This is a genomic window from Luteitalea sp. (genome assembly GCA_009377605.1).
Lineage (GTDB): Bacteria > Acidobacteriota > Vicinamibacteria > Vicinamibacterales > Vicinamibacteraceae > WHTT01.
In genome coordinates, this window is record WHTT01000064.1 from 13,787 (window position 1) to 36,623 (window position 22,837).

21 protein-coding genes are annotated in these 22,837 nt (G+C 64.8%); 16 read left to right on the forward strand and 5 right to left on the reverse strand.

Going from position 1 to position 22,837, the window contains the following annotated elements:
• The first annotated feature begins 2 nt into the window (after positions 1 to 2).
• The 4 genes from rpsK (at position 3) to rplQ (ending at position 2,938) form a co-directional block, all read left to right on the forward strand.
• Positions 3 to 443, forward strand: coding sequence for a 30S ribosomal protein S11 (rpsK, locus tag GEV06_19535; protein ID MPZ20084.1), 441 nt, complete (start codon positions 3 to 5; stop codon positions 441 to 443).
• 125 nt (positions 444 to 568) lie between these two features.
• On the forward strand, positions 569 to 1,201 hold the full coding sequence (rpsD, locus tag GEV06_19540) for a 30S ribosomal protein S4 (GenBank protein MPZ20085.1): 633 nt from the start codon (positions 569 to 571) through the stop codon (positions 1,199 to 1,201).
• Positions 1,202 to 1,283: 82 nt separating this feature from the next.
• Positions 1,284 to 2,267 carry a DNA-directed RNA polymerase subunit alpha gene (locus GEV06_19545; GenBank protein ID MPZ20086.1) on the forward strand — a complete coding sequence of 328 codons (984 nt, stop codon included), beginning with the start codon at positions 1,284 to 1,286 and terminating at the stop codon, positions 2,265 to 2,267.
• A 47-nt stretch (positions 2,268 to 2,314) separates the two neighbouring features.
• A complete protein-coding gene (gene rplQ / locus GEV06_19550) occupies positions 2,315 to 2,938 on the forward strand; it encodes a 50S ribosomal protein L17 (GenBank protein MPZ20087.1) in 624 nt (207 codons plus the stop codon).
• Positions 2,939 to 2,963: 25 nt separating this feature from the next.
• Here the strand turns inward: rplQ and fusA are convergent, their stop codons facing one another.
• Complete coding sequence (gene fusA / locus GEV06_19555; GenBank protein ID MPZ20088.1) at positions 2,964 to 5,066, reverse strand: elongation factor G; 2,103 nt, start codon at positions 5,064 to 5,066, stop codon at positions 2,964 to 2,966.
• A 287-nt stretch (positions 5,067 to 5,353) separates the two neighbouring features.
• Between fusA and GEV06_19560 the strand changes: the two genes are divergently transcribed.
• Together GEV06_19560 and GEV06_19565 are read left to right on the forward strand one after the other, a co-directional pair.
• Positions 5,354 to 6,994: an FAD-dependent oxidoreductase gene (locus tag GEV06_19560; protein MPZ20089.1), complete on the forward strand. Its 1,641-nt coding sequence runs from the start codon at positions 5,354 to 5,356 to the stop codon at positions 6,992 to 6,994.
• A 24-nt stretch (positions 6,995 to 7,018) separates the two neighbouring features.
• Complete coding sequence (locus GEV06_19565) at positions 7,019 to 7,480, forward strand: response regulator (protein ID MPZ20090.1); 462 nt, start codon at positions 7,019 to 7,021, stop codon at positions 7,478 to 7,480.
• Here GEV06_19565 and GEV06_19570 read toward each other — a convergent pair.
• From GEV06_19570 to GEV06_19585, 4 genes are all read right to left on the reverse strand, one after another.
• A complete protein-coding gene (locus GEV06_19570) occupies positions 7,471 to 8,748 on the reverse strand; it encodes an FtsX-like permease family protein (GenBank protein ID MPZ20091.1) in 1,278 nt (425 codons plus the stop codon). The genes GEV06_19565 and GEV06_19570 overlap by 10 nt on opposite strands.
• Before the next feature lie 6 nt (positions 8,749 to 8,754).
• Positions 8,755 to 9,978 carry an FtsX-like permease family protein gene (locus tag GEV06_19575; protein MPZ20092.1) on the reverse strand — a complete coding sequence of 408 codons (1,224 nt, stop codon included), beginning with the start codon at positions 9,976 to 9,978 and terminating at the stop codon, positions 8,755 to 8,757.
• 112 nt (positions 9,979 to 10,090) lie between these two features.
• Positions 10,091 to 11,473, reverse strand: a complete 1,383-nt coding sequence (locus GEV06_19580) for an HlyD family efflux transporter periplasmic adaptor subunit (GenBank protein ID MPZ20093.1) — start codon at positions 11,471 to 11,473, stop codon at positions 10,091 to 10,093.
• Between the two features lie 4 nt (positions 11,474 to 11,477).
• Positions 11,478 to 12,221 (reverse strand): hypothetical protein, encoded by a 744-nt coding sequence (locus GEV06_19585; GenBank protein ID MPZ20094.1) that lies wholly within the window; start codon positions 12,219 to 12,221, stop codon positions 11,478 to 11,480.
• 251 nt (positions 12,222 to 12,472) lie between these two features.
• On the opposite strand from GEV06_19585, the gene GEV06_19590 reads away from it, so the two are divergent.
• The 10 genes from GEV06_19590 to GEV06_19635 all read left to right on the forward strand — a co-directional run.
• Entirely contained in the window at positions 12,473 to 13,351 is an 879-nt protein-coding gene (locus GEV06_19590) for a hypothetical protein (protein MPZ20095.1), read from the forward strand.
• A 200-nt stretch (positions 13,352 to 13,551) separates the two neighbouring features.
• Positions 13,552 to 15,258: a type II secretion system protein GspE gene (locus tag GEV06_19595; GenBank protein MPZ20096.1), complete on the forward strand. Its 1,707-nt coding sequence runs from the start codon at positions 13,552 to 13,554 to the stop codon at positions 15,256 to 15,258.
• Between the two features lie 82 nt (positions 15,259 to 15,340).
• Positions 15,341 to 16,537, forward strand: coding sequence for a type II secretion system F family protein (locus GEV06_19600; protein ID MPZ20097.1), 1,197 nt, complete (start codon positions 15,341 to 15,343; stop codon positions 16,535 to 16,537).
• A gap of 447 nt (positions 16,538 to 16,984) precedes the next feature.
• On the forward strand, positions 16,985 to 17,521 hold the full coding sequence (locus GEV06_19605; GenBank protein ID MPZ20098.1) for a prepilin-type N-terminal cleavage/methylation domain-containing protein: 537 nt from the start codon (positions 16,985 to 16,987) through the stop codon (positions 17,519 to 17,521).
• A 75-nt stretch (positions 17,522 to 17,596) separates the two neighbouring features.
• The gene (locus GEV06_19610; GenBank protein ID MPZ20099.1) at positions 17,597 to 18,889 is read left to right on the forward strand and encodes a thioredoxin domain-containing protein; all 1,293 of its coding nucleotides are present in this window, start codon (positions 17,597 to 17,599) and stop codon (positions 18,887 to 18,889) included.
• Positions 18,890 to 18,980: 91 nt separating this feature from the next.
• On the forward strand, positions 18,981 to 19,949 hold the full coding sequence (locus GEV06_19615) for an ATP-binding cassette domain-containing protein (protein ID MPZ20100.1): 969 nt from the start codon (positions 18,981 to 18,983) through the stop codon (positions 19,947 to 19,949).
• Positions 19,946 to 20,761, forward strand: coding sequence for an ABC transporter permease subunit (locus GEV06_19620; GenBank protein ID MPZ20101.1), 816 nt, complete (start codon positions 19,946 to 19,948; stop codon positions 20,759 to 20,761). Before GEV06_19615 ends, GEV06_19620 begins: the two co-directional genes overlap by 4 nt.
• 42 nt (positions 20,762 to 20,803) lie before the next feature.
• The gene (locus GEV06_19625) at positions 20,804 to 21,694 is read left to right on the forward strand and encodes a hypothetical protein (GenBank protein MPZ20102.1); all 891 of its coding nucleotides are present in this window, start codon (positions 20,804 to 20,806) and stop codon (positions 21,692 to 21,694) included.
• Between the two features lie 41 nt (positions 21,695 to 21,735).
• Positions 21,736 to 22,506, forward strand: coding sequence for a prepilin peptidase (locus GEV06_19630; protein ID MPZ20103.1), 771 nt, complete (start codon positions 21,736 to 21,738; stop codon positions 22,504 to 22,506).
• Positions 22,507 to 22,744: 238 nt separating this feature from the next.
• Positions 22,745 to 22,837, forward strand: a 93-nt coding sequence (locus GEV06_19635) for a prepilin-type N-terminal cleavage/methylation domain-containing protein (GenBank protein MPZ20104.1), incomplete at its 3' end; no start/stop codon positions are given.

Sequence of the window (22,837 nt, forward strand, 5' to 3'; positions counted from 1 at the left end):
CCATGGCCAAAGCGGAAGCAACGCATGGAGCGGCTCCCGAAACCGGGAAGAAGCCGAAGAAGAAGAAGACGTTCAAGCGGCGCGGCGAGAAGCGTGTCGTCCACCACGGCGTGGTCCACATCCAGGCGTCGTTCAACAACACGGTCGTGACCATTACGGATGCCGAAGGCAATACGGTCTCCTGGTCGAGCGCCGGCGCCATTGGGTTCAAGGGCTCGCGCAAGGGCACGCCATTTGCGGCCACTCAGGCCGCCATCAACGCGGTCAGCGGCGCGAAGCAGGTCGGGATGCGCAGCGTCGAAGTGCGCATCAAGGGGCCGGGTGCCGGCCGCGAATCGGCAATTCGCGCGCTGCAGTCTGCCGGTCTCGACGTCAGGAGCATTCGCGACGTCACACCGATCCCGCACAACGGCTGCCGTCCCCCGAAGCGGAGGCGCGTGTAGGTCGACCGCGAGGCCGCGCATGACATGGCATTTGTAGGCCCGACCTTTAGGTCGGGCATGACGCGACCGGTAGTAGGGTAGTGACTAGCATACGGTTGGATAGGGACTAGCACACAAGGAAGAACATGGCGCGATACGTTGGTTCGGTCTGTCGTCTCTGCCGCCGCGAGGGCATGAAGCTGTTCCTCAAGGGTGAGCGCTGTTATACGGATAGGTGTGCCATCGAGCGGCGTAATCAGCCGCCCGGCCAGCAGAACCGCCGCGCCCGGCGCAACAAGCTCGCCGGCTATGGGCTCCAACTGCGCGAGAAGCAGAAGGTCAAGCGCATCTACGGCGTGCTCGAGGGCCAGTTCCGCCGCTATTTCGACACCGCTGCGCGCACGCGTGGAATCACCGGTGAGACGTTGCTGCAGCTGCTCGAGCGGAGGCTGGACAACGTCGTCTACCGCCTCGGATTCGCGACCTCGCGTGCCCAAGCGCGCCAGCTCGTGCGCCACGGGCACTTCGTCGTCAACGGGCGAAGGGTCGACGTCCCCTCTTTCTCGGTGAAGGCCGGCGACGTCATCGGGATGCGGTCGAGGAGCCAGAAGAATCTCTTCGTGCTGCATGCGATGGAGGAGGTCAAGGGGCGCGGCATCCCCGAGTGGTTGGCCATCGATGGCCAGAATTTCCAGGGACGGATCCTTGCGCTGCCAACCCGAGAGCAAATCGGCTTGCCGGTGCAGGAACAACTGATCGTCGAGCTGTATTCGAAGTAAGAAGGTAGCGCAGGGCTTCAGCCCTGCAGAGGCGTTGGCAGGCCTAAAGGCCTGCGCTGCGGAACGCAAGAAAGGATCAGCCATGTTGTGGAAAGGGTTTCAGCGTCCGAAGCGGTTGGAGGTGGATCGAGAGACGCTGACCGATCGGTTTGGGCGGTTCTCCGCTCAGCCATTCGAGCGAGGCTGGGGCACCACGATCGGGAACGCGCTGCGGCGCGTGTTGCTATCCTCCGTCGAGGGGGCTGCCATCACGGCAGTCAAGATCGATGGTGTGCAGCACGAGTTCTCACCCATCCCTGGCGTGGTCGAGGATGCCACCGACATCATCTTGAACCTGAAGCAGGTGCCACTGAAGCTGCATGGTGACGAGACCAAGGTGCTCTATGTCCGTGCGGACAAGGCAGGAGCCGTGCTGGCGCGTGACATCCAGGTAGACCAGGACGTGGACGTCCTCGAGCCCGATGCGCACATTGCCACCGTCGCCGACGGCGGCCACCTGCACATGGAAATGCGGCTGAAGAAGGGGCGCGGCTATATCTCCGCGGACCGAAACTTCGATGAAGACCTCGGGATCGGCTGGATTCCAGTCGACTCGGTTCACTCGCCGGTCAAGAAGGTGAACTATCTCGTCGAGGCGGCGCGTGTCGGGCAGGCGACCGACTATGACAGCCTTACGCTCGACGTGTGGACCAACGGGTCGATCACTCCGCCCGACGCGGTGGCACTCGCCGCGCGCCTGCTTCGCGAGCACCTCACGATTTTTGTCGGTATCGAGGAAGACCTCGAGGAGGGGCTCGACACGTCCGGCGACGGAGCGTCCGTCCCGCACAACGACATACTCGACAAGAGCGTCGACGAGCTGGAGCTGTCGGTACGGTCGTACAACTGTCTCAAGAACGCCAACATTCGAACCATCCGTGAGCTCGTGACGAAGACCGAGGCAGAGATGCTCCGGACGAAGAACTTCGGCCGCAAGTCGCTCAACGAGATCAAAGAGATTCTCACGAGCATGGGCCTCGGCCTCGGCATGCGGCTGGACCAACCGGCCGGTCAGCCATCGGAGTGACGAGTGCCACTGGCCACTGACCACTGGCCACTACTCAGCGAAGTACCATGAGACACCGTCTTGCCCACCGTAAGCTCGGGCGCCTTTCCGAACATCGGATGGCGTTGCTCCGTAGCCAGGCTACAGCACTCATCCGGCACGAGCGCATCGAGACGACCCTGCCGAAGGCGAAAGAGCTGCGGCCCTTCGTCGAGCGTCTCATCACGATTGCCAAGCGCAGTCAGAATGGCGAAAAGACGCCGGCGCAGAAGCTGTTCGCCCGCCGGCTCGTGCTGCGCGATCTCTCGGACAGGGGAGTGGTCGCCAAGCTGTTCGATACGGTAGCGCCGCGCTTCGAGGGTCGGCCTGGCGGCTACACACGGATTCTGAAGCTTGGCTTTCGTCGTGGCGACGGCGCCGCGATTGCTCAGCTCGAGCTCATCGGCAGTGAGTACGACGCGCGGCCGACACCGGAGGCGACGTCCGCGCCGAAACGAAAAGTGGGTGGGCGCCTCCGCGCTGCCGCACGCCGCTTGCGGGGCGGCGCGCAAAGCTCGGAGAGCGGCGACCAGCCGGAGCGCTCACCAGAGACCGAGGCAAGCTCGGAAGATGAGAGCACGAGGCGCAAGAGCAAGGCCCGCGCCACGGAGCCCAGCGACACGCCCAAGCGCGCTCGGAAGAAAGAACAATAGAATTCAGGAATCGGGGTTCCTGCCTTTAGACCTCTTCTTCTACGACCTCTCCGCGCTCAGCCTTCGCCGTCGCGATGACTTTCTGCCGAAGGTGAGCGGGCACCTCTTCGTGGTGCGAGAAGGCCATTGAATACGAGCCTCGACCGCCGGTGAACGATGTGAGCGTCTGCTCGTACGTCAACATCTCGGCCATTGGCACTTGAGCACGGATGACCGTCATCGTGCCGCGCGCCTCCATGCCGGAGATCCGGCCTCGCCGGCTGTTGAGGTCTCCCATCAAATCGCCTGCATACTCGTTTGGCGAATAGACTTCGACGTTCATGATCGGCTCGAGCAGCGTCGGCCTGGCGCGCGCCATCGCATCCTTGAACGCCAGGGCGCCTGCGACTTTGAACGAGAGCTCGTTCGAGTCGACCTGGTGAAACTGTCCGTCGACGAGCGTGACACGGAAGTCGACCATCGGGTAGCCCGCGAGGTACCCCTTGACCCGAGCATCCTGAATGCCTTTCTCGACCGCCGGGATGAACTGGCGCGGAATCGCGCCGCCGAAGATGTCGTTCACGAACGCGAAGTCCTCTCCTCTCGCTAGCGGCTCGACGCGGATCTTGCAGTCGCCGAACTGGCCGTGTCCACCGGTTTGCTTCTTGTGACGGCCGTGTGCCTCCGTTGCCGCCGTGATTGTCTCCAGATACGGGATGCGCGGAAGCTTGAGGTTGACGTCCACGCCGAAGCGGCGCTTGAGCTTCGCGACGGTCACCTCGATGTGCATCTGGCCCTGCCCGGAGATGAGCAGCTCCTTTGTCTGCGGATCGCGTCCCGATTGAATGGTTGGATCTTCCTCTTGGAGCCGATGCAGTGCGGAGCTGATCTTTTCTTCGTCGGCTCGACTCTTCGGCTCGACCGCATAGGAGAGTAGAGGTTCCGGCCACTTGAAGGAAGGAAACATCAGATCCGCGGACTTCTCGGCCAGCGTGTCGCCGGTTTGTGTTTCCTTCAGCTTCGCGACGGCGCCCAGATCGCCTGCGCGCAGCTCGGACACCTGCGTGGTTTGCTTCCCCTGTGGCACGAGTAGATGCCCGACGCGCTCCTGCGTGTCGCGTGTGAGATTCTCCAGTGTCGAGTCGGCTCTCAGCGTGCCGGTGACAACGCGGAACAGCGTGATGCGTCCCGCGAACGGATCTGCGACGGTCTTCCAGACAAAGATGCGGCACGGTGAGTCGGCTGCCGCGGAAACCTGCGTCGTCGAGCCGCTCCCCCGCTCGACGGCGGGGAATGGGCGATCAACCGGCGACGGGAGGAGCGACACGAGAGCGTCGAGCAGGGGATGAATGCCGATGTTGAGGAGCGCGGACGTCGTGAACAGTGGGACCAACTTACCGCTGTGGACGCTCGCTCGCAGGCCGCTCACCAGCTCCTCGTCGGTCAGCGCTCCTTCTTCGAAAAAGCGCTCCATCAGGGCATCGTCCGCCTCGGCAACCATCTCGACGAGCGCCTCCCGTGCGTCTTTCGCCGTCGCGGCCAACTCTGGCGGGATCTCTCCCTCCACGAATGTCCCGCTGTCACCGCTCGTCTCGTAGGTCAACGCCTTCATCGTGAGCAGGTTGACGACGCCGCGAAACTGTTTTTCCTCGCCGAGCGGCAGTGTCACCGGAACGATCGTGCGGCCAAACGTCTCGCGCAGCGAGCCGAGTGAGCGCTCGAGGCTGGCCCGCTCCCGATCGAAGCGGTTGAGGACCACCACGCGCGGTTGGCCTGTCTCAGATGCAAGGCTCCACACTTTTTCGGTCTGTACCTCGACGCCGGCAACGGCGTCCACGACAACGACGGCCGCCTCGACGACACGCAGCCCGACCGCGGCGTCGCTCAAGAAGTTGCCGAAACCGGGTGTGTCTATGAGGTTGATCCTGGTCTTCTGCCACTCGAGCCAGGCCGGCGTTGCCGAGAGGGTGTGCTGCCGGGCGATCTCTTCCTCGTCGTAGTCCGTGGGCGACGTGCCCTCATCAACCTTGCCCAGCCGATTGACGCTGCCCGCATCGAAGAGCATCGCCGCCGTCAATTGAGTCTTGCCCGCGCCGCCGTGGCCGACCAAGGCGATGTTCCGGATGCTAGGAGCATCGAAGACTTTCATACGCGGCACCCTCCCGCTGGTAACGAGCGTGTGACCTGTCGGGTAAAAGGGGATCGTATGTCAGATGCCGGGCTCGCTCAAGCCGGGGGGAGCTCCTACCTGTTCCTTTTGGCCAACGCCTGCGCTGCCACGAGCCTCGCGCGGGCCTCGTCGACACGCCGGTCTCCCATGGAGCCGCTCCCGGACGGGCTGGCTGTGATATTGCCCCATGCTACCATGTCGTCATTCCTAGGTCTCGGACGACATGGTTGCCCCCCGCTGGAGTTGCGTGGATGTTGCGACTGAAGATGCTGCTGCTTGCCGTCGGATTGGTCGCTGTGATTCAGTCGCCGGCCGCGGCGCAGCCTCGTAACTTCGATCTCGTCGTGTACGGTGGGACAGCTGCCGGTGTGATGAGCGCGGTTTCCGCCGCGCGTGAAGGCGTGCCGCGTGTGGCGCTGCTGGAGCCGCGCGATCATCTCGGCGGCATGGTGTCTGGCGGCCTCGGCTGGACGGACTTCGGACAAAAGGAGGTCGTCGGCGGGTATGCGCTCGAGTACTACGAGCGCGCAGGGAAGAAGTATGGCGTGCCGATTCAGTGGCATCTCGAGCCGCACGTTGCAGAGGAGATCTTCAAAGAGCTGGTCGAGGAGTCGGGCGTCGAGGTCTTCTATCGGCACCGCTTGCGTGAAGGGACCGGCGTGAGAACCGACCGCGGACGAATCGAGTCGATTGTGATGGAAAACGGCACGACGTTCACGGCCAAGATCTTTGCCGATGCGACGTACGAGGGTGATCTCATGGCGCAAGCGGGCGTCTCGTATACGTGGGGCCGCGAAGGCACCGACGAGTACGGGGAATCGCTCGCCGGCGTACGAGACCGCACGCCGAAGCATCAGTTCCAGGTGCAGATCCGTGCCGTTGACGAGGAGGGCGAGTTGCTCCCAGAGGTTTCATCGGAGCGGAAGACGCCCGCAGGCTCACCTGACAAGAAGGTGCAGGCCTACAACTTTCGCGTCTGTATGACGAAGGTTCCAGAGAACCGCGTCCCGTTCCCGAAACCCCGCGAGTACGACCCGAAGCGGTACGAGTTGTTGGCGCTGATGCTGGGAGAGATGGACAAGATCAAGCGGGCAGTGACCGAGAGCGGCGCGGCGGCCGGAGAACCGATCGACGGAGATCCGATGTATCGCCTGAAGCAACCCTGGTCGCTGGCAGACGTCATGAAGCCGGATCCACTGCCCCACGGCAAGACCGATACGAACAACAATGGGGCGTTCTCGACCGACTACATCGGCGGCAACTACGAGTATCCCGACGCTGACTATGCCACGCGCGAACGAATCTGGCAGGCACACGCGGACTACGTCCAGGGTTTCTTCTATTTCCTGCAGAACGACCCCCGGGTGCCGAAGGAGCTGCACGACGAGATGGCCCCATGGGGTTTGTGCAAGGACGAGTTCCTGGATACCGGACACTGGCCGCACCAACTCTACGTGCGCGAAGCGCGGCGGATGATCGGCGAGTACGTGATGTCACAGAAGGACATCCAGCAGGATCTCACCAAGCCGGACGTCATCGGCATGGGCTCTTACAACAGCGATTCCCACAACATTCAACGCATCGTCGACGCCGAAGGCTTCGTCGAGAACGAAGGCGACATGCAGGTGCCGGTCACGCCGTATCAGATTCCCTATCGCCTCATGCTGCCGAAGAAGACGGAGATGACGAACCTTCTCGTGCCCGTGTGCTTCTCGGCGACGCACGTCGCGTATTCAACGCTGCGAATGGAGCCGCAGTACATGATCATCGGCCAGGCGGCCGGCGTGGCGGCCAAGATGGCCGTGGATGCGAATATCCCCGTTCAAGACATCGACACGCGAGCACTCATGAGCACGCTCCGCACGCAGCGCGCGGTGATCGAATGGAAGGAACCCGCGGTGAAGTAGCGATTCGTCCGCGCATGGGGCGAGATGCCATCAAGGATTCGTGTCGTCATCGTCGATGACCACCCCGTGGTCCGCTTCGGGCTGGCGGCGATCATCAACCTACAGCCCGACATGATTGTTGTCGGCGAGGCAGGATCGGGCCAGGAGGCTTGCTCCATCTGTGCGGAAACGACAGCGGACGTGGTCCTGATGGATGCTTCCCACAGGTGCCGGGCTCCAGTCGAGCTGGCGCAGCCGAGGCGGAGACGGTCGCATGCCGGACACGCAGCTGACGAATCAGGCGGCTGTCCGGCCGCGATACTCCGCGCTCGCCGTGTACGAGAGGAAAGCTATGGGGACTCTAGCGAGGGGGGCCGGTTCCTGTCACCAATCGAAAGTTGGGGGAACCGTGGCCTCTGGCCACGGCTCCCCCCTCATGCCGCGCCGGCTTCGCCGGCCCTAGCAGGTTGGGCTCGCGCCGGCCCTGGCAGGTTGGGCTACTCGTAGCGGAGCGCTTCGATGGGATCGAGACGTGCGGCCTTGAAGGCGGGCAGCATGCCGAAGACGATGCCCACCGTTCCCGAGAAGGCGAGTCCGACCGCGAACGACCACCACGGCATGAGAACGGCCCAGCCTACGAACCGATTCACCCCGAGCGCGATGCTCGCCCCGGTGATGATGCCCAGCAGGCCGCCGATCGACGTGAGGAAGACCGCCTCGAGCAAGAACTGCCACAGAATCTCGCGCCGGCGTGCACCGATGGCCTTGCGGACTCCGATCTCGCGCGTCCGCTCGGTCACCGAGATGGTCATGATTGCCATGACGCCGATACCGCCTACCATCAGCGCGATCGAGGAGATGATGATCAGCGCTAGGAAGACGCCTTGCGTAATCTGATCAAAGAGCGCCGTCATCGCATCGGAGGTCATGATCGCGAAATCGTTCTCTTGATCGAGCCGCAGCCGATGCCGCGCGCGCATGAGCTCGCTGACCTGATCAATCACCTCGTCGCGGCTGATGCCCGGTTCCGGTACGACAGCAAGCATCGAGTTCAGGAATCGGATCCCTCGGATTTGATTGTAGGGGTCGTAGAGCTTTGCGTAGGTCGTGTACGGCATCACGGCGAACTGATCCGGATTGCCGATGGCGATGCTCGGCCGCTTCCCGAACACGCCCACCACCGTGAATTGCCGCGGTCCCACGCGTATCCGCTTGCCGATTGGATCCACGTTGGGAAACAGGATACGCGCAGGCTCGCTTCCCAGCACCACGCTCTGGCGCCGGCGATCGACGTCGACCGTCGTGAAGAAGCGTCCTTGGTCCAGCTCCATGAAGTTCGTCGACAGCCACTCCTCGCTGACGCCGAAGACCGTCATGGGTCTCGTCTTCTCGCTCCCGTACACCATCTCCTCTTGCCGGCCTTGGCCCATCGCACCGTACGCCATGCTGATGACGTCGGCCGACGGGATGTTCCGCTGAATGGCCTCGGCGTCCGCCATCGTGATGTCCGGGCGGCGCAGATAAGCGAGAAACTCCTTATCGTCTCGGCCGCCGCCGAAGGGGATCTTCACCAGATAAAGGGTGTCCGTGCCCATCTGACGAAAGAGCGACTTGACCGAGTCTTCGAATCCCAGAACGAGCGAGGTCATCGAGACGATTGACGTGACGCCAATCACGACGCCAAGGATGGTGAGGAACGAGCGGAGCTTGTTCGCTCTCAGCGTGTCCCACGCGAGCCCCAGAATATCCGTGAAGAGGCCGCTACGAAAGCCCACGCCTCACTACTCCTTGCGCAGTGCCTCAATCGGGTCGAGGCGCGCCGCGCGCATCGCAGGATAGAGACCAAAAAAGAGGCCCACGACGGCGGTCATCCCGACGCCAAGTGCCACGGACCATGGGCTGATGCTCGCCGGTAACGGCGTGAACGCCGTGACGATCATGGCCGCGCTGAACCCCAGCATCGTTCCGATGATCCCGCCCATCATCGAGAGCGTGGTCGACTCCGTCAGAAACTGCCAGACGATGTCGCGCCGCCGCGCACCCAGTGACTTCCGAAGCCCCACCTCGCGCGTCCGCTCGCTCACCACCATGAGCATGATGTTCATAATCACGATGCCGCCCACCACGAGCGAGACCGAGACGATGCCGATGAGGAGCGCAAACGCTCCTTGCGAGAAGCTGCGCCAGAAGTCCATCAGCGTGTCGGAGGTCACAATGCCGAAGTTATCCGGATCCTTGGGACGCAGGTGCCGCCGAATCCGCATCGCGAGCCGCGCTTCATCCATCGCCTCGTCCATCTGCGCCGGGTCGGCCACCTTCACCGTGAGGTCGAGCGAGCGTCGCGTGCCGAACCAGCGCAGCGCGACGCCCAGCGGAATCACGACGAACTCGTCTTGCGAGTTGCCGAACATGGAGCCCTTTTGCTCGCTGACACCCACAACCCGAATTGGATAACCGTTGATCCGGATGAACTGGTCGATAGGGCTGCGCGTCACGAACAGCTGCTCGGCGATGTCTGCGCCGAGCAACGCGACCGGCCGGTTGCGCTGCACTTCGAGCTGGCTCGGCAGACGGCCCTCCGCCGCATCGAAGCCCGCAAACTCCGTGTACTCTTCGGAGACCCCGCGGATCTGAATGGCGTCCAGCGTCTTCTCACGAAACGAGACGTTCGCCGAATTGCCGATCTCTGCCATCACCTCGTCGAACAGAGGGCTCCAATCACCGAGAAGGCGCCGATCGGCCAACGTGACATTCGGCCGGCCCGCGGCACGCTCAAACTCGTCGCGGCTCGTGATCAGGCCCATGCGCTCGACACGAAAGGTGCCGATGCCGACCTGAGAGGAGATGGCGTCGGCCACATAGCCGTTCATCCCCTGTACCAGCGAGACGACCGCGATGATCGATGTCACCGCCACGATGTTGCCGAGCACCATCATGACCGAGCGGAGCTTGTTCGCCCAGATGGCGGTCAGCGCGATCTTGATGGCGTCGAGGATGGCGACCATGACGTTGGTATGTGGTAGGGCCGCCTCGCCGAGGCGGCCGTGACGGCGCGGGAGGCTGACGCGCCCTACCCATCGCTACTGCGTGCAACGAGCTAGGTGAACGGCATCGAGGTTATCGCCGCGTGGACTGCGGCGCCTGCAACTTGACCTGATCACCGTCCTGGAGCTCGCGCACCGAGCTGAACGGACCGGTGATGACCTGGTCACCTCCTCTGAGTCCTGATAGGAGCTCGAAGTGGCGATCGCCTGCAATGCCGGTCCTCACAGGCATGAATATCGCCTGGTCGTTGCGCAGCACGAAGACACCTTCCTCTTCCTTGCGCGTTTGACCAGCCGGCAACTCCTGGGCAGAGGCGGTGGCGAACCCGGACCCCCCTTGTTCCTGACTGTCGCTCTCCTGTCGAACGATGTTGCCCGCCCGGTCGTAGACGACGTCACGAACCGCCAGCGCCTGAATCGGCACCGTCATCGCGTTCTTCCGGGTGGCCGTGATGATCTCGGTCGTGCACGTGAATCCCGGTCGCACCTGCGGTATCTCGCCGTTCACCGTCACGACCACCTTGAACGTCGTGGCCTGCTGCCCCGTCGTGCCGGTCACGCCCGTCGTCGCCTGAATGGGGCTATTGCCAACCTCCGTCACCTGACCGTTGAAGGTGCGGCCGGTGAGCGCATCGATGCTCACCGAGGCTGACTGGCCCCGGTCGACCGTCGGCATATCCGTTTCGTCGATCTCGAGCTCTGCCTCGATGACGGACATGTCCGCAATCGTCAACAGCACGGTGCCCGGATTGTTCATCGTGCCGACCACGGCGGTCTCTCCCTCCTCGACGGCGCGGCGCACGACGAGACCTTCGATGGGCGATTCGATGCGCACCTTGCTCAATTGGTAACCGGCATTGGCAACGGCAGCCTGCTGCTCGCGGACGCGCGCTTCGAGCGTCTTGAGCGCCTGCACGCGCGCACGCAGGTCGGCTTCGTTGACCTTGAGGTCGTTCTGTGCCTGGTCGAGCGCCTCACGCGTCGTCAGCTCCTGCGCCCACAGCTCCTGCTGGCGCCGCAAGTTCTCTCGGGCGAGCTCGACGTTCTGGCGCCCAGCCTCGATCGTGGAGTCTTGCTCGGTGAGCTGCGATTGCGCGGCCGCCAACCCCGCCTGATTCTGCTGATATTGCGACCGGAACATACGCGGGTCGATCTCCATGAGGAACTGACCGGCCTTCACGCGCTGTCCCTCGTCGACGGCAAGTTTCGTGATGCGGCCCGCGACGTCTGCGCTGATCTCAACCGTCCGCCTGGCCTGAATCGTGCCGGACGCCGTCACGACCGATTCCAGGTCGCGCCGCTGGACCGCCTCGACGGTGACTGGCTTGCCAGCCTCGCGTCGGAACGCCAGGTTGGCCACCACCAGCGCGACGAGGAGCAGCGAGATGCCGACGGCGATCGACAGCTTCCTTCTTCGCTTGACGAAACGTACGGGACGAAGCTCTTGATAGTTCATCTCATCAAGCTCCCGCGACAAAGGTCTGGTAACAAACGACCGCCAGCGCGATGGCGAAATAAACGCCTAGCAGCGTCCAGGCAATCGGGCCCGTGCGGCGGCGATACAGCACGGCGAGCCCAATCGCCATCAGTATGATCTGCCAGAGCATGAATAGCTCTACCCAGTTGAACAGGCGCCCCATGAAGCCATCCGGTGCCAGCATTGGGAAGAACGCGCCGAGCGTCGTCGTGGTTTGCATCGATCCCCGAAGGTAATTCAGCGGGTGCAGCACGACCGCTTGTAGCAGCGTCACGACCCCGGAGTGGGTCACAATCGCGAGCACCTGTTTGTAGGCGCCGCTCCCCCCGAGGATAGCGCCATACCCCAACAGGAGACCCGCAAGGAGAAACGCGACAATCGGTGCGAAGACCAGTACGGCAGCCGGAAAGAAGAACTTGAACCTCGGCGCGAACTCCCTGAACCGCGCCACGTCCTCGGATGACATCGGCTGACCCCGGTTCTCCTGCTGCCGGATCTGCTCGTTGAGGACCGCCTGCTCGCCCACTGGCGTCGCGACGAAGGCCGCCATGCCCCCAGCGCCGACCAATGTCGTGAGGAGGAGCACTCCCAGCCAGCGCGGATGCGCCACAATCGTAGCGAACGTGTCTCTGGGCGCGGTGAAAATCCCGATCACGCGGCTCCAGAGCGACAATTGCGGCGCCTCAGCGGGCGACAGAACCTGGTCGGTCATCGCGAAACCATCCATCCAACCCAGGTGGGGTGAGCTGAAAACTGGGCCTCTCGCCGTATATTACGGGAACGTGCCACCGATGGTTCGCGCCACCCGCCGCCTCCCCCAGCCGCGACGCATGTGGCGGCTGCGGCCTGTCGGCCTCGCCAACGAGTTCTCCAATTATGCCTGTGCTTCGCCTCTTGCTCATAATCACTTGCTGGGCGGTTTCGGCCGCCGGCGCTACCGCGCAACCCATCGAGCTCATCGGGGCCCGCGCCCTTGGCATGGGCGGCGCGTTCGTCGCCGTTGCCGACGATGCCACGGCAACGTATTGGAACCCGGCGGGCCTCGCCTTCGGTGGTCTCTTCAGCACCGTCGTCGAGCGAGCGGAGCTGAAAGCCGGCGTCCGAGAGGCTGCGGCGATGCCCAAGCGCCAGGCATCATCCAGCTTCATCGGATTGACGTCGCTCCAGCTGGGCCTCAGCTACTACCGCCTCAGTGAGACCACAGCGCGTACCGATGGCCCGGCCGCGTCTGGAACGTCAGAGCTTCAATCGCTCGTGACACAGCAGGCCGGCGTGACCCTCTTGCAGTCCATCGTGCCCAGCTTCGCCATTGGGACGACGCTGAAGCTCGTGCGTGGCCGTGCCGCACACGCGGTCGTGACCGATGCGGGGACGGGGCCGATCGACACAGCCGAAGATCTGCCCAGTCACAGCAGCACCGCTTTCGATCTGGACGTTGGCGCGATGGCCTCGGTCGGCCTCCTCCGCGTGGGGGTGGTCGTACGGAATGTACGTGAGCCCACGTTCGAGGCGCCCGACGAGACCGCTTTGTCCCTCTCGCGCCAAGCACGCATTGGCGTGGCGCTGGTGGCGCGGCGCGCCTGGGCCCTTGCCGTCGATGCCGACCTGACACGTGCCGACACCGTGCTTGGAGAGCGCCGTAACCTGGCTGCAGGCGTCGAGCGCTGGTTACTCGGCTACCGATTGGGCCTCCGTGGCGGCGTGCGCATCAATACCGTGGGAGGAGACACGCACCCCGTGGGAAGCCTCGGCGCGACCCTGCACCTGACCCCGACATTCGCGGTTGACGCCCATTGGGCCGACAGCGAGTCCCCGGCCGATCGCAGCTGGGGAGTCGCGGGGCGCGTAGCCTTCTAATCGTACGCCAGTTTTCCTCGTTCGGCAGCCATTTTCCTCGCCCCGGGCCGGCTTCTGCGGGTGCGCAAAAACTGCCATCTCACCAGTTCTTATCGTTGCAGGCTTCGCACTCCAGCAGGGGGCTACACGCAGAAGGCGCCGGTTTTTTGCCCGCCCAGACGCTGGTGCCGGCGGGCAGGGAGTTTGCTCCTAGACGAGGCGTGACCATCGCACTGGGCCAGCTCCTCGTCGACGCCGGCATCCTCTCGAAGGGGGAGATTGAAACTGCCGAGCAGCACCAAAAGCTCCAGGGTGGCAGCCTGGAGGCTTGCCTCGTCGCGCTGCACCTCGTCACCGAAGTGGACATCGCGGCGGCCCTCGGTTGGCACTACGGCGTGCCCGCGGTTGATCTCACGCGGGTGATTCCATCCGCGGACGCTCTCGCAGCCGTACCCGCCAGCGTGGCTCATCGACGACGTCTTCTGCCGTTGCACACGTCCGGTCGAACGTTGACGGTGGCGATGGCCGATCCGTCCGACCTTGGCGCGCTCGACGAGCTGCGCTTCTTGACCGGCTGTCGCGTGCATGCGGTCGTGGCATCTGAACGTGCGATAGACGAAGCGCTGCAAGGCGAGTATCCGGCGAGCGCGCCGCTCGAGCAGGCCACGCGTCGGCTCGAGCAGGAGCCGACGGCGTCAGGAGACGAGGCAGCACAGCGCGGGGGCGTCGCGGTCGAGCTCCCCGTCGCTTCCAGCGCAGGCGACGAGGCGCCTGTCGTGGCGCTGGTGAACGAGCTACTGCGGGCGGCGGCCCAGCGTGGCGCCAGCGACGTGCACGTGGAGCCGGGCGAGCGCGACGTGCGCGTCCGCCTCCGCGTCGATGGGGTGCTGCACCCGGTGATGGCGCTTCCGCTCCGCGTGCGCGACGCGCTCGTCGCACGCATCAAGGTGCTCGCCGACCTCGACATCGCCGAGCGCCGCCTACCCCAAGATGGACGAATCAGGCTGCGCCTCGCTGGTGCGTTGGGCCGTCTGTTGGACGTACGCGTCTCGTCATTGCCCGCGCTCCACGGCGAGAAGCTCGTGCTCCGACTGCTGGACCGCGAACAGCTTCGTCTCGATCTTGGCGCGCTTGGCGTGGAGCCGTCTGCGCAGTCGGCCTTCGAGGCGGCGGTCGCGCGCCCGTGGGGGATGGTGCTCGTGACGGGACCGACCGGCAGCGGCAAGACCAACACGCTGTACTCCGCGATCGCTCGCCTCGACACCACGCACCGCAACGTCCTCACGGTCGAGGACCCGGTCGAGATCCACCTGCCTGGTCTCACACAGGTCCAAGTGCACGAAGCGATTGGCCTGAGCTTTGCAGCGGTCCTGCGTGCGTTCTTGCGGCAGGACCCGGACGTGCTGCTGGTTGGGGAGATTCGTGATCGCGAGACCGCACAAATCGCCGTGCGCGCCGCCCTCACAGGACACCTGGTCTTTTCGACGCTGCACACCACCGACGCGGCGGCGGCGGTCATGCGCCTGGTCGACATGGGTATCGAGCCCTTCCTCGTGGCCGGCGCGGTCTCGCTCGTGTGTGCGCAGCGCCTTGTCAGGCGCGCGTGTCCCTTCTGTTGCCGGCCCGAAGCCGTCCCGCCGCACGTCGTTCGCTCGCTCGGGCTCGCCGATGAAGACGCCGCGCCGCTGACCTCTGTCTCCCCCAGTGGCTGCCCGCGGTGCCACCAAACGGGCTATCGAGGGCGCATCGGGCTCTTCGAGGTGATGCGCATGACTGAATCGCTGCGCGAGCTCGTGATTGACGGCGCGCCGCTCCACCGGCTACGCGCGCAAGCGATAGACGAGGGGATGCAGACGCTCCGAGAGAGCGGTTTGCGGAAGGTACGCGATGGCATCACGACCATCGAGGAAGTCCTTCGAGAAACGTAGTAGCACCAAGGATTAGGGCGCGCGTTCGCCGAACGCGCCGTTAGGACGCCTCGGCGAGGCGTCCCTACCATCAACGAAGGCAATGCCCACATTTGTCTTTACCGGACGAGATCGCGATGGACGGGCGGTGACGGGCAGGCGAGACGCGGCCACGGCGGAGGCGGTGGCCGAGGCGCTCAGGCGCGACGGTCTTGTCGTCACGCGACTCGAGATGCGCCGAGCGAGCGCGCGACGACCCAAACGAGGGGTCGGCGCGCGCAAGCTGGCCGCCGCAACGCGGCAACTCGCGGCAATCCTTGCGGCTGGTCTTCCGCTCGTGCAGGCGCTCGACCTGCTCGCACGACAGGCCGCGCCGCCTCGTTTTGCCGAGGTGATACGGACGCTCGTGCACGACGTGGCGCGCGGAACGGCCCTCTCGGAGGCCATGGCGCGTCATCCGCAGATCTTCGGCTCCGTCTACACGAGCACCGTGGCGGCCGGCGAGCGTGCGGGAGCGCTGGCGGCCACCCTTGCCCGCGTCGCCAGTCATCTCGAGCGTCACGCGGCACTCCTCACGCGGCTGCGCGCGGCGCTCATGTATCCTGCGGTTGTCACTGGAGTCACCGTCGTGGTGGTCCTGCTTTTGGTGTGGAAGGTCGTGCCGGTGTTCGCGTCCCTCTTCGCAGGCCTCGACGCCCCACTCCCTTGGCCGACCCGCTTCGTGGTCGCAGCGAGCACCGCGCTCGTGGCCATCGCGCCCGCGTCCGTCTGTTCGGCGGCGCTCGCCGTGCTCGGCCTGCGTCTGACCTACCGGCGGCCGCGGGGCAAACTGCTCCTGGACCGTGCCATCTTGCGCATTCCGGGCCTCGGCCGGCTGGTTCGAGACGCCGCGACGGCGCAGTGCTGCCGGACGCTCTCGACGCTCGTTGCCGCCGGCGTCCCACTCATCGAAGCGCTGAACGTAGCGGCGCGGACGGCCGGTAACCGGGTGGTGGAGATGAGGCTGGTAGCCGCGCGGAGCCGCACCGCGAGTGGTGAGCTGCTCTCGGATGCGCTGGGAGCCACAGGGGACTGGCCTCCCCTGATGCTTCAGATGGTCGGGATCGGGGAGACGACGGGCGCGCTCGACACGATGCTCGACCGGGCCGCCGAGACGGCCGAGGAGGCGCTGGACCGAGCGACACAGACAATCGTCACGCTCGCCGAGCCCACGTTGATCCTCGTTCTGGGCATCGTGGTGGGAGGCCTCGTCGTATCGCTCTATCTGCCGCTCTTCGAGCTCATTGGCCGTCTGTCGTAGTGCAGCGAACGTCTAAAGGGGGGCAGGGCGTGACGTGGTGACTAGGTGACTGGGTGACAAGGTGATGAGGTCGTTTGAGCGTCGTAGGCCAACCGCATACGCCGCAGCCTCCCGTTGCCCGAATAACCTCCTCACCTTGTCACCCAGTCACCCAGTCACCCTGTTACCCTGTTACCCTGCCCTTGACCGGAGTTGGCGTACGCCGCAGGATGAGAGGGGCGAGTACGTGGGATTTCAGGGTGCATCGACCGAAGGGATTGTCGGACAGGGAGTTGCGGGTGCGCACTGGATCGAGCGGCGACGGGCACGCGGATTGCTCGTCGCGAGGCAGAGCAAACAACGTTTCGTGCCCTAGTTCACAGCACGGCGCGTTCAGCGAACGCGCCCTACCAGGGTGGAAGGTAGGGACGTCTCGCCGAGGCGTCCGTCACTCGTCCGGAGGATTTTATGACCGCGCGCGACAGCCACGGCTTCACACTCATTGAGCTTCTGATCGTTGTGGCCATCATCACCATCATTGCGGCGTTTGCGATTCCCAATCTGATGAGGTCGCGCACGGCCGCCAATGAAGCGTCCGCGCTAGCCTCCCTGAAGGCCATTGGCGGCGCCCAGCAGGTGTACTCTGCTACCGCTGCCGGGGGGGGATTTGCGGACGCGCTGCCCACACTCGGCATCCCGTGCGGTGGTACAGGCCAGGCATTTCTCGGTGCAGACCTCACCGGTGGCCCGACGGCGGTCAAGAGCGGATACACGGTTGGCCTCACGGCTGCCAGTGGTGCGGCTGACGGTCCGATCGACTGCAACGGCACCACGACCACGACCGGCTACTACGCGACAGCCGTACCCGTCGCGCTGGGCCAGACGGGAAGCCGCGGCTTCGCGAGCGACGCGTCAATCGCGATCTGGGAGAACACGGGCGGCGCCGCGCCCAGCGAGGCGGAGATGACCAGCCCGCCGACGCAGACCGTGCACCCCATCAGGTAGCGCCGGAAGACCGCGCCCGGGGCCCTCCGCGGCGCTCGTGCTACGATCCAGCCAGCAACCACGCTGGGAGAAGGCATGACGAAGGCGGATGCAGGCCCCGGGAAACAGCAGGGGAAGCAGCAGGGGAAGAGGCCCGGGAACAGACCCGAGGAGATGTCCAGGAAGCACCCTGTGAAGTGGCTTCTGGCGGCCTTTGCGCTGTTGGGGCTCGCCGCATCGGTAGCCGCTGCCTTCGTGCATTATCAGCTCCTGACCATCCCGGACTATCAGAGCATCTGTGACATCAACGCGACCTGGAGTTGCGCGAGCGCGTACCTGAGTCAGTACGGCAGCTACTTGGGCATCCCCGTGGCCGTCCTTGGTGCCCTGTTTTTCACGGCCGTCTCGCTCTTGTTGGTGGCCGACCACCGGGGCAGCCAATCGGCCATGAGCGTGGTCGTTCTGTTGTCCTCGGTCGGCTTGGCGTTCGTCTTGTATCTGGGTTATGCAACGTTCTTCCTGCTGAAGACCATCTGCATCATTTGCCTGATCACGTATGTCGCTGCCATCGGGCTCTTCGTGGTGGCCAACGTGATCATGAGACTTCCTATGCGCACGCTCCCTCAGTTCGTTCGCCACGACCTTCGCGGCCTTGCACGGAACCCGATCGCGTTGGGCCTCACGCTGCTCTTTCTCGCTGGCGCCACCACGGCCATCGCGTACTTCCCACGCGAGGCGGCCACGGTCTCGGCACAGGAGGGCGGCGCGACTCAGGCACAAGCCGTCCAGCGCGAGCTCGCACCTGAGGAGCGTGCGCAGGTCGAGAGAGCGTTCGATGCCATGCCGCGCAGCATCGTGCCGGTCGCCGCGGCGGGCGCCAAGGTCGTGATTGTGAAGTTCAACGACTTTCAGTGTCCCGCCTGCGCCAACGCCCACAACATGTACAAGCCACTGCTCGAACGGTGGGAACAGGAGGCTCCCGGTCAGGTGAAGCTGTTCGTCAAGGATTTCCCGCTCGAGCCCGAGTGCAACACGAGCGTCAAGCGCGACGTGCATGCGGCGGCATGCGAGGCGGCGGCCGCGGTTCGGCTCGCCCGCCAGCAGCAGAAGGACGTCGCGCTGGAGGAATGGTTTTACGGCAATCAAGGAGCGATGACGCCAGAGACCGTGCGGACCGCAGCACGCGATGTCGGCGGTGTCCAGCAGTTCGACACCCGTTACCAATCCGCCTTGGAAGGCGTGAAGACCGACGTCGCCCTCGCCAGCACGCTCGGCGTCTCAGCCACGCCGACCATCTTCATCAACGGCGTGAAGCTGGATGGCCTCCCGCCACCCAATGTCCTCGACGCGGTCATTGCTTACGAGCTGCGCAAGGCGAGCTCGCAGTAGAGACCTAGGTAGGGACGCCTCGCCGAGGCGGCCGTTGGCGAATGCGCCCTACTGCGGGCCTAGTTGACACGCGTCACAGTTTGACGCGCCCATGTCCGATGTTGCCATCGAGACGCGCGCGCTGACGAAAGACTACTCGGTCGGCTTCTGGCGGTCGCGCCCACGGCGCGTCGTCGATGGCTTGACGCTCACGTCTGCGCGCGGCGAGATTCTAGGTCTCCTGGGGCCCAACGGCGCCGGGAAGAGCACCACCCTCAAGATTCTCGCTGGCCTCGTCTTTGCGACCAGCGGCGAAGCTCGTGTCCTGGGCAGCCCGCCCGGTTCCAAGGCAATCCTCGGGGCGGTGGGCTACCTGCCCGAGCAGCCCGCGTTCCCAAGCAGGCTCACGGCGGAAGAGTTGCTCGACGTTGCACTCCGCCTGCACGGTGAGCGCAGCCGGGCGGCACGTCAACGTCGAGTGGCTGCAGCGCTCGATCGTGTGGGGATCGGAGCGGAGCGTCGGAGAGCCTCCGGCCGCCTGTCCAAGGGTGAGCTCCAGCGCGTTGGGCTGGCACGCGCGCTGGTGCACGAACCGACCGTGCTGCTGTTGGATGAGCCGATGTCGGGCCTGGATCCCAACGGCCGCCTGCTCGTGCGCGATATTCTCTTGCAGGCGCGCGATGAGGGACGGACCATCTTCTTCAGCTCCCACATCCTGCCAGATGCCGAGGCGCTCTGCGGTCGAGTGGCGATGCTCACCAGAGGTCGATTGGTCGCCATCGGTGCGCTCGGCGAGCTCGGCGCCCTTGCTCCACGTGGCTGGGAGCTCATCGTGGAAGGCGTGAGCGAGGCAGTCCTCTCTCGTCTCGGAGTCGCGGGAGAAGCCACCCGTATCGACGCCAATCGATGGCGATTCCGCATCGACCAGACCTCACGACCCGAGCCGTTGGTCGATGAGCTGAGACGAGAAGGGGCCTTGCTCGTGTCGCTCGAGCCTCGGGTCGAGACGCTCGAAGAGGTCTTCCTCCGCCACACAGGCTTCGCACCAAAGCAGCGTGACGCAGGAGAGGCCGAGCCTTGATCGCGACGATGCGCAGCATCGGCACGCTGGCCATCGCGACCCTTCGAGAATACCTGCGTGAGCGCGGGCTGCACGCTCTCATCGTCCTGATCTGGATAGTGACATTCGCCGCCGCCGCATTGGGAGAGCTCAGCGCCGGAGAGCGAACGCGAGTGGTGACGGATATCGGCCTTGCCGCGACGCGGCTAGGTGGGCTCTGCGCTGCGCTGTTCTTTGGTGCCGCCGTCGTGGCACGCGAGGTCGAGCAGCGAAGCGCGGCAACAACCCTCACGGCGCCTATTGGGCGCCCGGCATGGCTGTTGGGGCGGTTCAGCGGAGCCCTTCTCGCAGTCGTCGTGTTGGTGATGCTCGCCGGGGGCGTACTGTGCATGGTGGCCGCGGCTGTGACGACGCCCGCCTTCCCACACGTGGCGGGGGCGACGAGCCGGTTGGATGTGGCCCTTCGACTCCTACCCGCGCTGCTCTTGGTGACAATCGAGCTGATGGTGGTGGCGGCTGTCGCGACCATGTTCTCGGCGTTCTCGAGCCATCTCTTCGCGTTTGGCTGTGCGTTCGGGTTGTGGGTAGCGGGTCACTATGCTCAGGCGGCTGCGCATCTCACCGCCAACGCCTCGTCTGCTCCGGTCAGCGTGCTCAATGGCGCGCTGTGGCTTCTCCTCCCCAACGTTTCCTCGTTCGGCGCTGCGACTCGTATCGCACAGGGCGAGGCGGTGCGAAGCGGGGAAGTGGCGCTCGCGGCGGCGTACGGGGTCCTGTATGCCGCAGCGGCCCTAGCGATTGGCAATGGCCTCTTCGCGCGAAGGGATGTTTAGCCGAGGCGTCCGGACGACTGTCGGCGTTCTCACGGGCGTGACGTGCGTATAACTGCCTTTCTCATCGGCTGTGTGCTGCTCCTGTCGGCGTTGGCCGTGCAGGTAGTCCTCGAGCGGACACGTCTGCAGGCCGCCGCGGCAGCGCCAGGCGAGATGCCGCACGCGCGCATGGCGCCGATGTTGAGGTTGTTGGGGGTTCCGTTTCCTGCGGTGGCGGCTGACATCTGTTGGATTGTGGCGGTCCAGCACTTCGCGAGCTTGCGTCATGCGCCTGATCCGGCGGCCGACGAGGCGCTGGTCGAGTTGATCGATCTCACTGTGACGCTCGATCCGGCCTTCATCTCCGGGTACCGGACTGGCGCAGCCCTCCTCGCCGAACCGCCCCCGATGGGACCGGGCGACGTCCAGGGGGCGCTTGGTGTGCTGAGAAAAGGGATCGGCGTGTCCCCCGAGCGCTGGGAGCTACTCTTCGACGAGGGATTTCTGCAGTATCGGTCGCTTCGACGGTACGATGAGGCCGCCGCCTCGTTTCTTCGGGCCAGCCGGCTGAGCGGCGCCCCATGGTGGCTGAGGCCGCTTGCTGCGAACACGCTCGCCGAGGGCGGCAGGCGACCGGCTGCTCGCGCGTTGTGGCGAGCGCAGCTCGACGAGACCCGCCCGGAGTGGATGCGCCGGCAGGCGGAGCGGAGGCTCGATCAGCTCGATGCGCTGGACGAGATCGATCGCCTTCAAGGGATCGTGGACGAGGCACGCAGGAGCGGATTGCAGCCGCCGTACTCGTGGGATGCGCTGCGGCTCGCTGGGCGGCTCCAGGCGCCGCCGCGGGATCCCGGCGGCACGCCGTACATAATCGAGCCGACGACGGGGCGCGTGACGTTGTCACCCGTCTCTCCGCTGGCGCCGTTACCTGCCGAAGGCGGATTCGTGCCTTGACCGTTTTGAGCGTCGAGGAGTGAGGAAGAGCAGGACGACCAATGACACCGAGCGCTCAGGCGGCGGCCGTCGCGTTCTTCGCGCTGGGCGGTCTTGCCATCGGCAGCTTTCTCAACGTCTGTATCCATCGGCTGCCGCGGCGCCAGTCGCTTGTTCTGCCGGCGTCCTATTGTCCGTCGTGCGAGCAGCCGATCAGTTGGTTCCACAACGTGCCGCTCGTCGGTTACCTCTGGCTGCGAGGCCGGTGCGCGATGTGCCAGGCGCGAATCTCTCCACGCTACCCGCTCGTGGAGCTCGCGACCGCGCTCCTGTTCGTCGCCAACTTTCTCGCTTTTGGCTGGCAGCCGCTCCTCGCCGCGCGGCTTCTCTTCTCCTCCCTGCTCATCATCCTGTTCGTCGTGGACCTCGAGCATCGTCTGCTACCGAATGCCGTCACGCTGCCCGGGTTGCTCGTGGGCCTCATTCTCAGCGCGGTGATGCCGCCCGGTTGGGGAGAGGCGCTGCTGGGCGTCGTGCTTGGGGGTGGCGTGCTGTGGGTCATCGGCGAGACGTACGAGCGCTTTCGGGGTGAGCAAGGCCTCGGCATGGGCGACGTCAAGATGATCGCCATGATCGGTGCGTTTCTTGGATGGAAGTCGATGCTCGTGACGCTGGTGCTCGCTTCTTTTGCGGGCGCCGCGGTTGGGCTCTTGCTCATCGTCATTCGCCGAGCCTCGATGCAGTACGCCCTGCCGTTTGGCAGCTTTCTCGCCGCAGGCGCATTCGTCGCAAGCCTGTACGGTGCCCGCCTCCTTGACTGGTATCTGCGCTGAGCAGAAAAGATGACAGGCATCTTTTCTTAGTGCTACTGGCGGGGCGAGTTAGGCACAATGCTTGTGCCACGTTGCTCCCGACTTCGATCGGCTTAGTCCTTCGCAGATCCTGCGATCTCCTTGCGCGTCACTGCTGCAGCTTCTGCTAGCGCTTTGCGCGTGGCGGCCGGTATCACAAAGACCAGCGCGCGTTTTCCTTCCCTGTCCTGGTGGCGTGGTGCTTGCACTACCGCTTCCCATGGACCGATGGCAGCAAAGCCAGCCCTGTGCGGTGCACGGCTTCACGCTCATCGAGTGCGTCACGGCGCTCGCCATCATCGTGGTGCTGGCC

What these genes read in the sequence shown, in the direction of transcription:
- rpsK (MPZ20084.1), top strand. Translation starts at nt 3, where the DNA reads ATGGCCAAAGCGGAAGCAACGCATGGAGCGGCTCCCGAAACCGGGAAG.
- rpsD (MPZ20085.1), top strand. Translation starts at nt 569, where the DNA reads ATGGCGCGATACGTTGGTTCGGTCTGTCGTCTCTGCCGCCGCGAGGGC.
- GEV06_19545 (MPZ20086.1), top strand. Translation starts at nt 1,284, where the DNA reads ATGTTGTGGAAAGGGTTTCAGCGTCCGAAGCGGTTGGAGGTGGATCGA.
- rplQ (MPZ20087.1), top strand. Translation starts at nt 2,315, where the DNA reads ATGAGACACCGTCTTGCCCACCGTAAGCTCGGGCGCCTTTCCGAACAT.
- fusA (MPZ20088.1), bottom strand. Translation starts at nt 5,066, where the DNA reads ATGAAAGTCTTCGATGCTCCTAGCATCCGGAACATCGCCTTGGTCGGC.
- GEV06_19560 (MPZ20089.1), top strand. Translation starts at nt 5,354, where the DNA reads ATGCTGCTGCTTGCCGTCGGATTGGTCGCTGTGATTCAGTCGCCGGCC.
- GEV06_19565 (MPZ20090.1), top strand. Translation starts at nt 7,019, where the DNA reads ATGCCATCAAGGATTCGTGTCGTCATCGTCGATGACCACCCCGTGGTC.
- GEV06_19575 (MPZ20092.1), bottom strand. Translation starts at nt 9,978, where the DNA reads ATGGTCGCCATCCTCGACGCCATCAAGATCGCGCTGACCGCCATCTGG.
- GEV06_19580 (MPZ20093.1), bottom strand. Translation starts at nt 11,473, where the DNA reads ATGAACTATCAAGAGCTTCGTCCCGTACGTTTCGTCAAGCGAAGAAGG.
- GEV06_19585 (MPZ20094.1), bottom strand. Translation starts at nt 12,221, where the DNA reads ATGGATGGTTTCGCGATGACCGACCAGGTTCTGTCGCCCGCTGAGGCG.
- GEV06_19590 (MPZ20095.1), top strand. Translation starts at nt 12,473, where the DNA reads ATGGGCGGCGCGTTCGTCGCCGTTGCCGACGATGCCACGGCAACGTAT.
- GEV06_19600 (MPZ20097.1), top strand. Translation starts at nt 15,341, where the DNA reads ATGCCCACATTTGTCTTTACCGGACGAGATCGCGATGGACGGGCGGTG.
- GEV06_19605 (MPZ20098.1), top strand. Translation starts at nt 16,985, where the DNA reads ATGACCGCGCGCGACAGCCACGGCTTCACACTCATTGAGCTTCTGATC.
- GEV06_19610 (MPZ20099.1), top strand. Translation starts at nt 17,597, where the DNA reads ATGACGAAGGCGGATGCAGGCCCCGGGAAACAGCAGGGGAAGCAGCAG.
- GEV06_19615 (MPZ20100.1), top strand. Translation starts at nt 18,981, where the DNA reads ATGTCCGATGTTGCCATCGAGACGCGCGCGCTGACGAAAGACTACTCG.
- GEV06_19630 (MPZ20103.1), top strand. Translation starts at nt 21,736, where the DNA reads ATGACACCGAGCGCTCAGGCGGCGGCCGTCGCGTTCTTCGCGCTGGGC.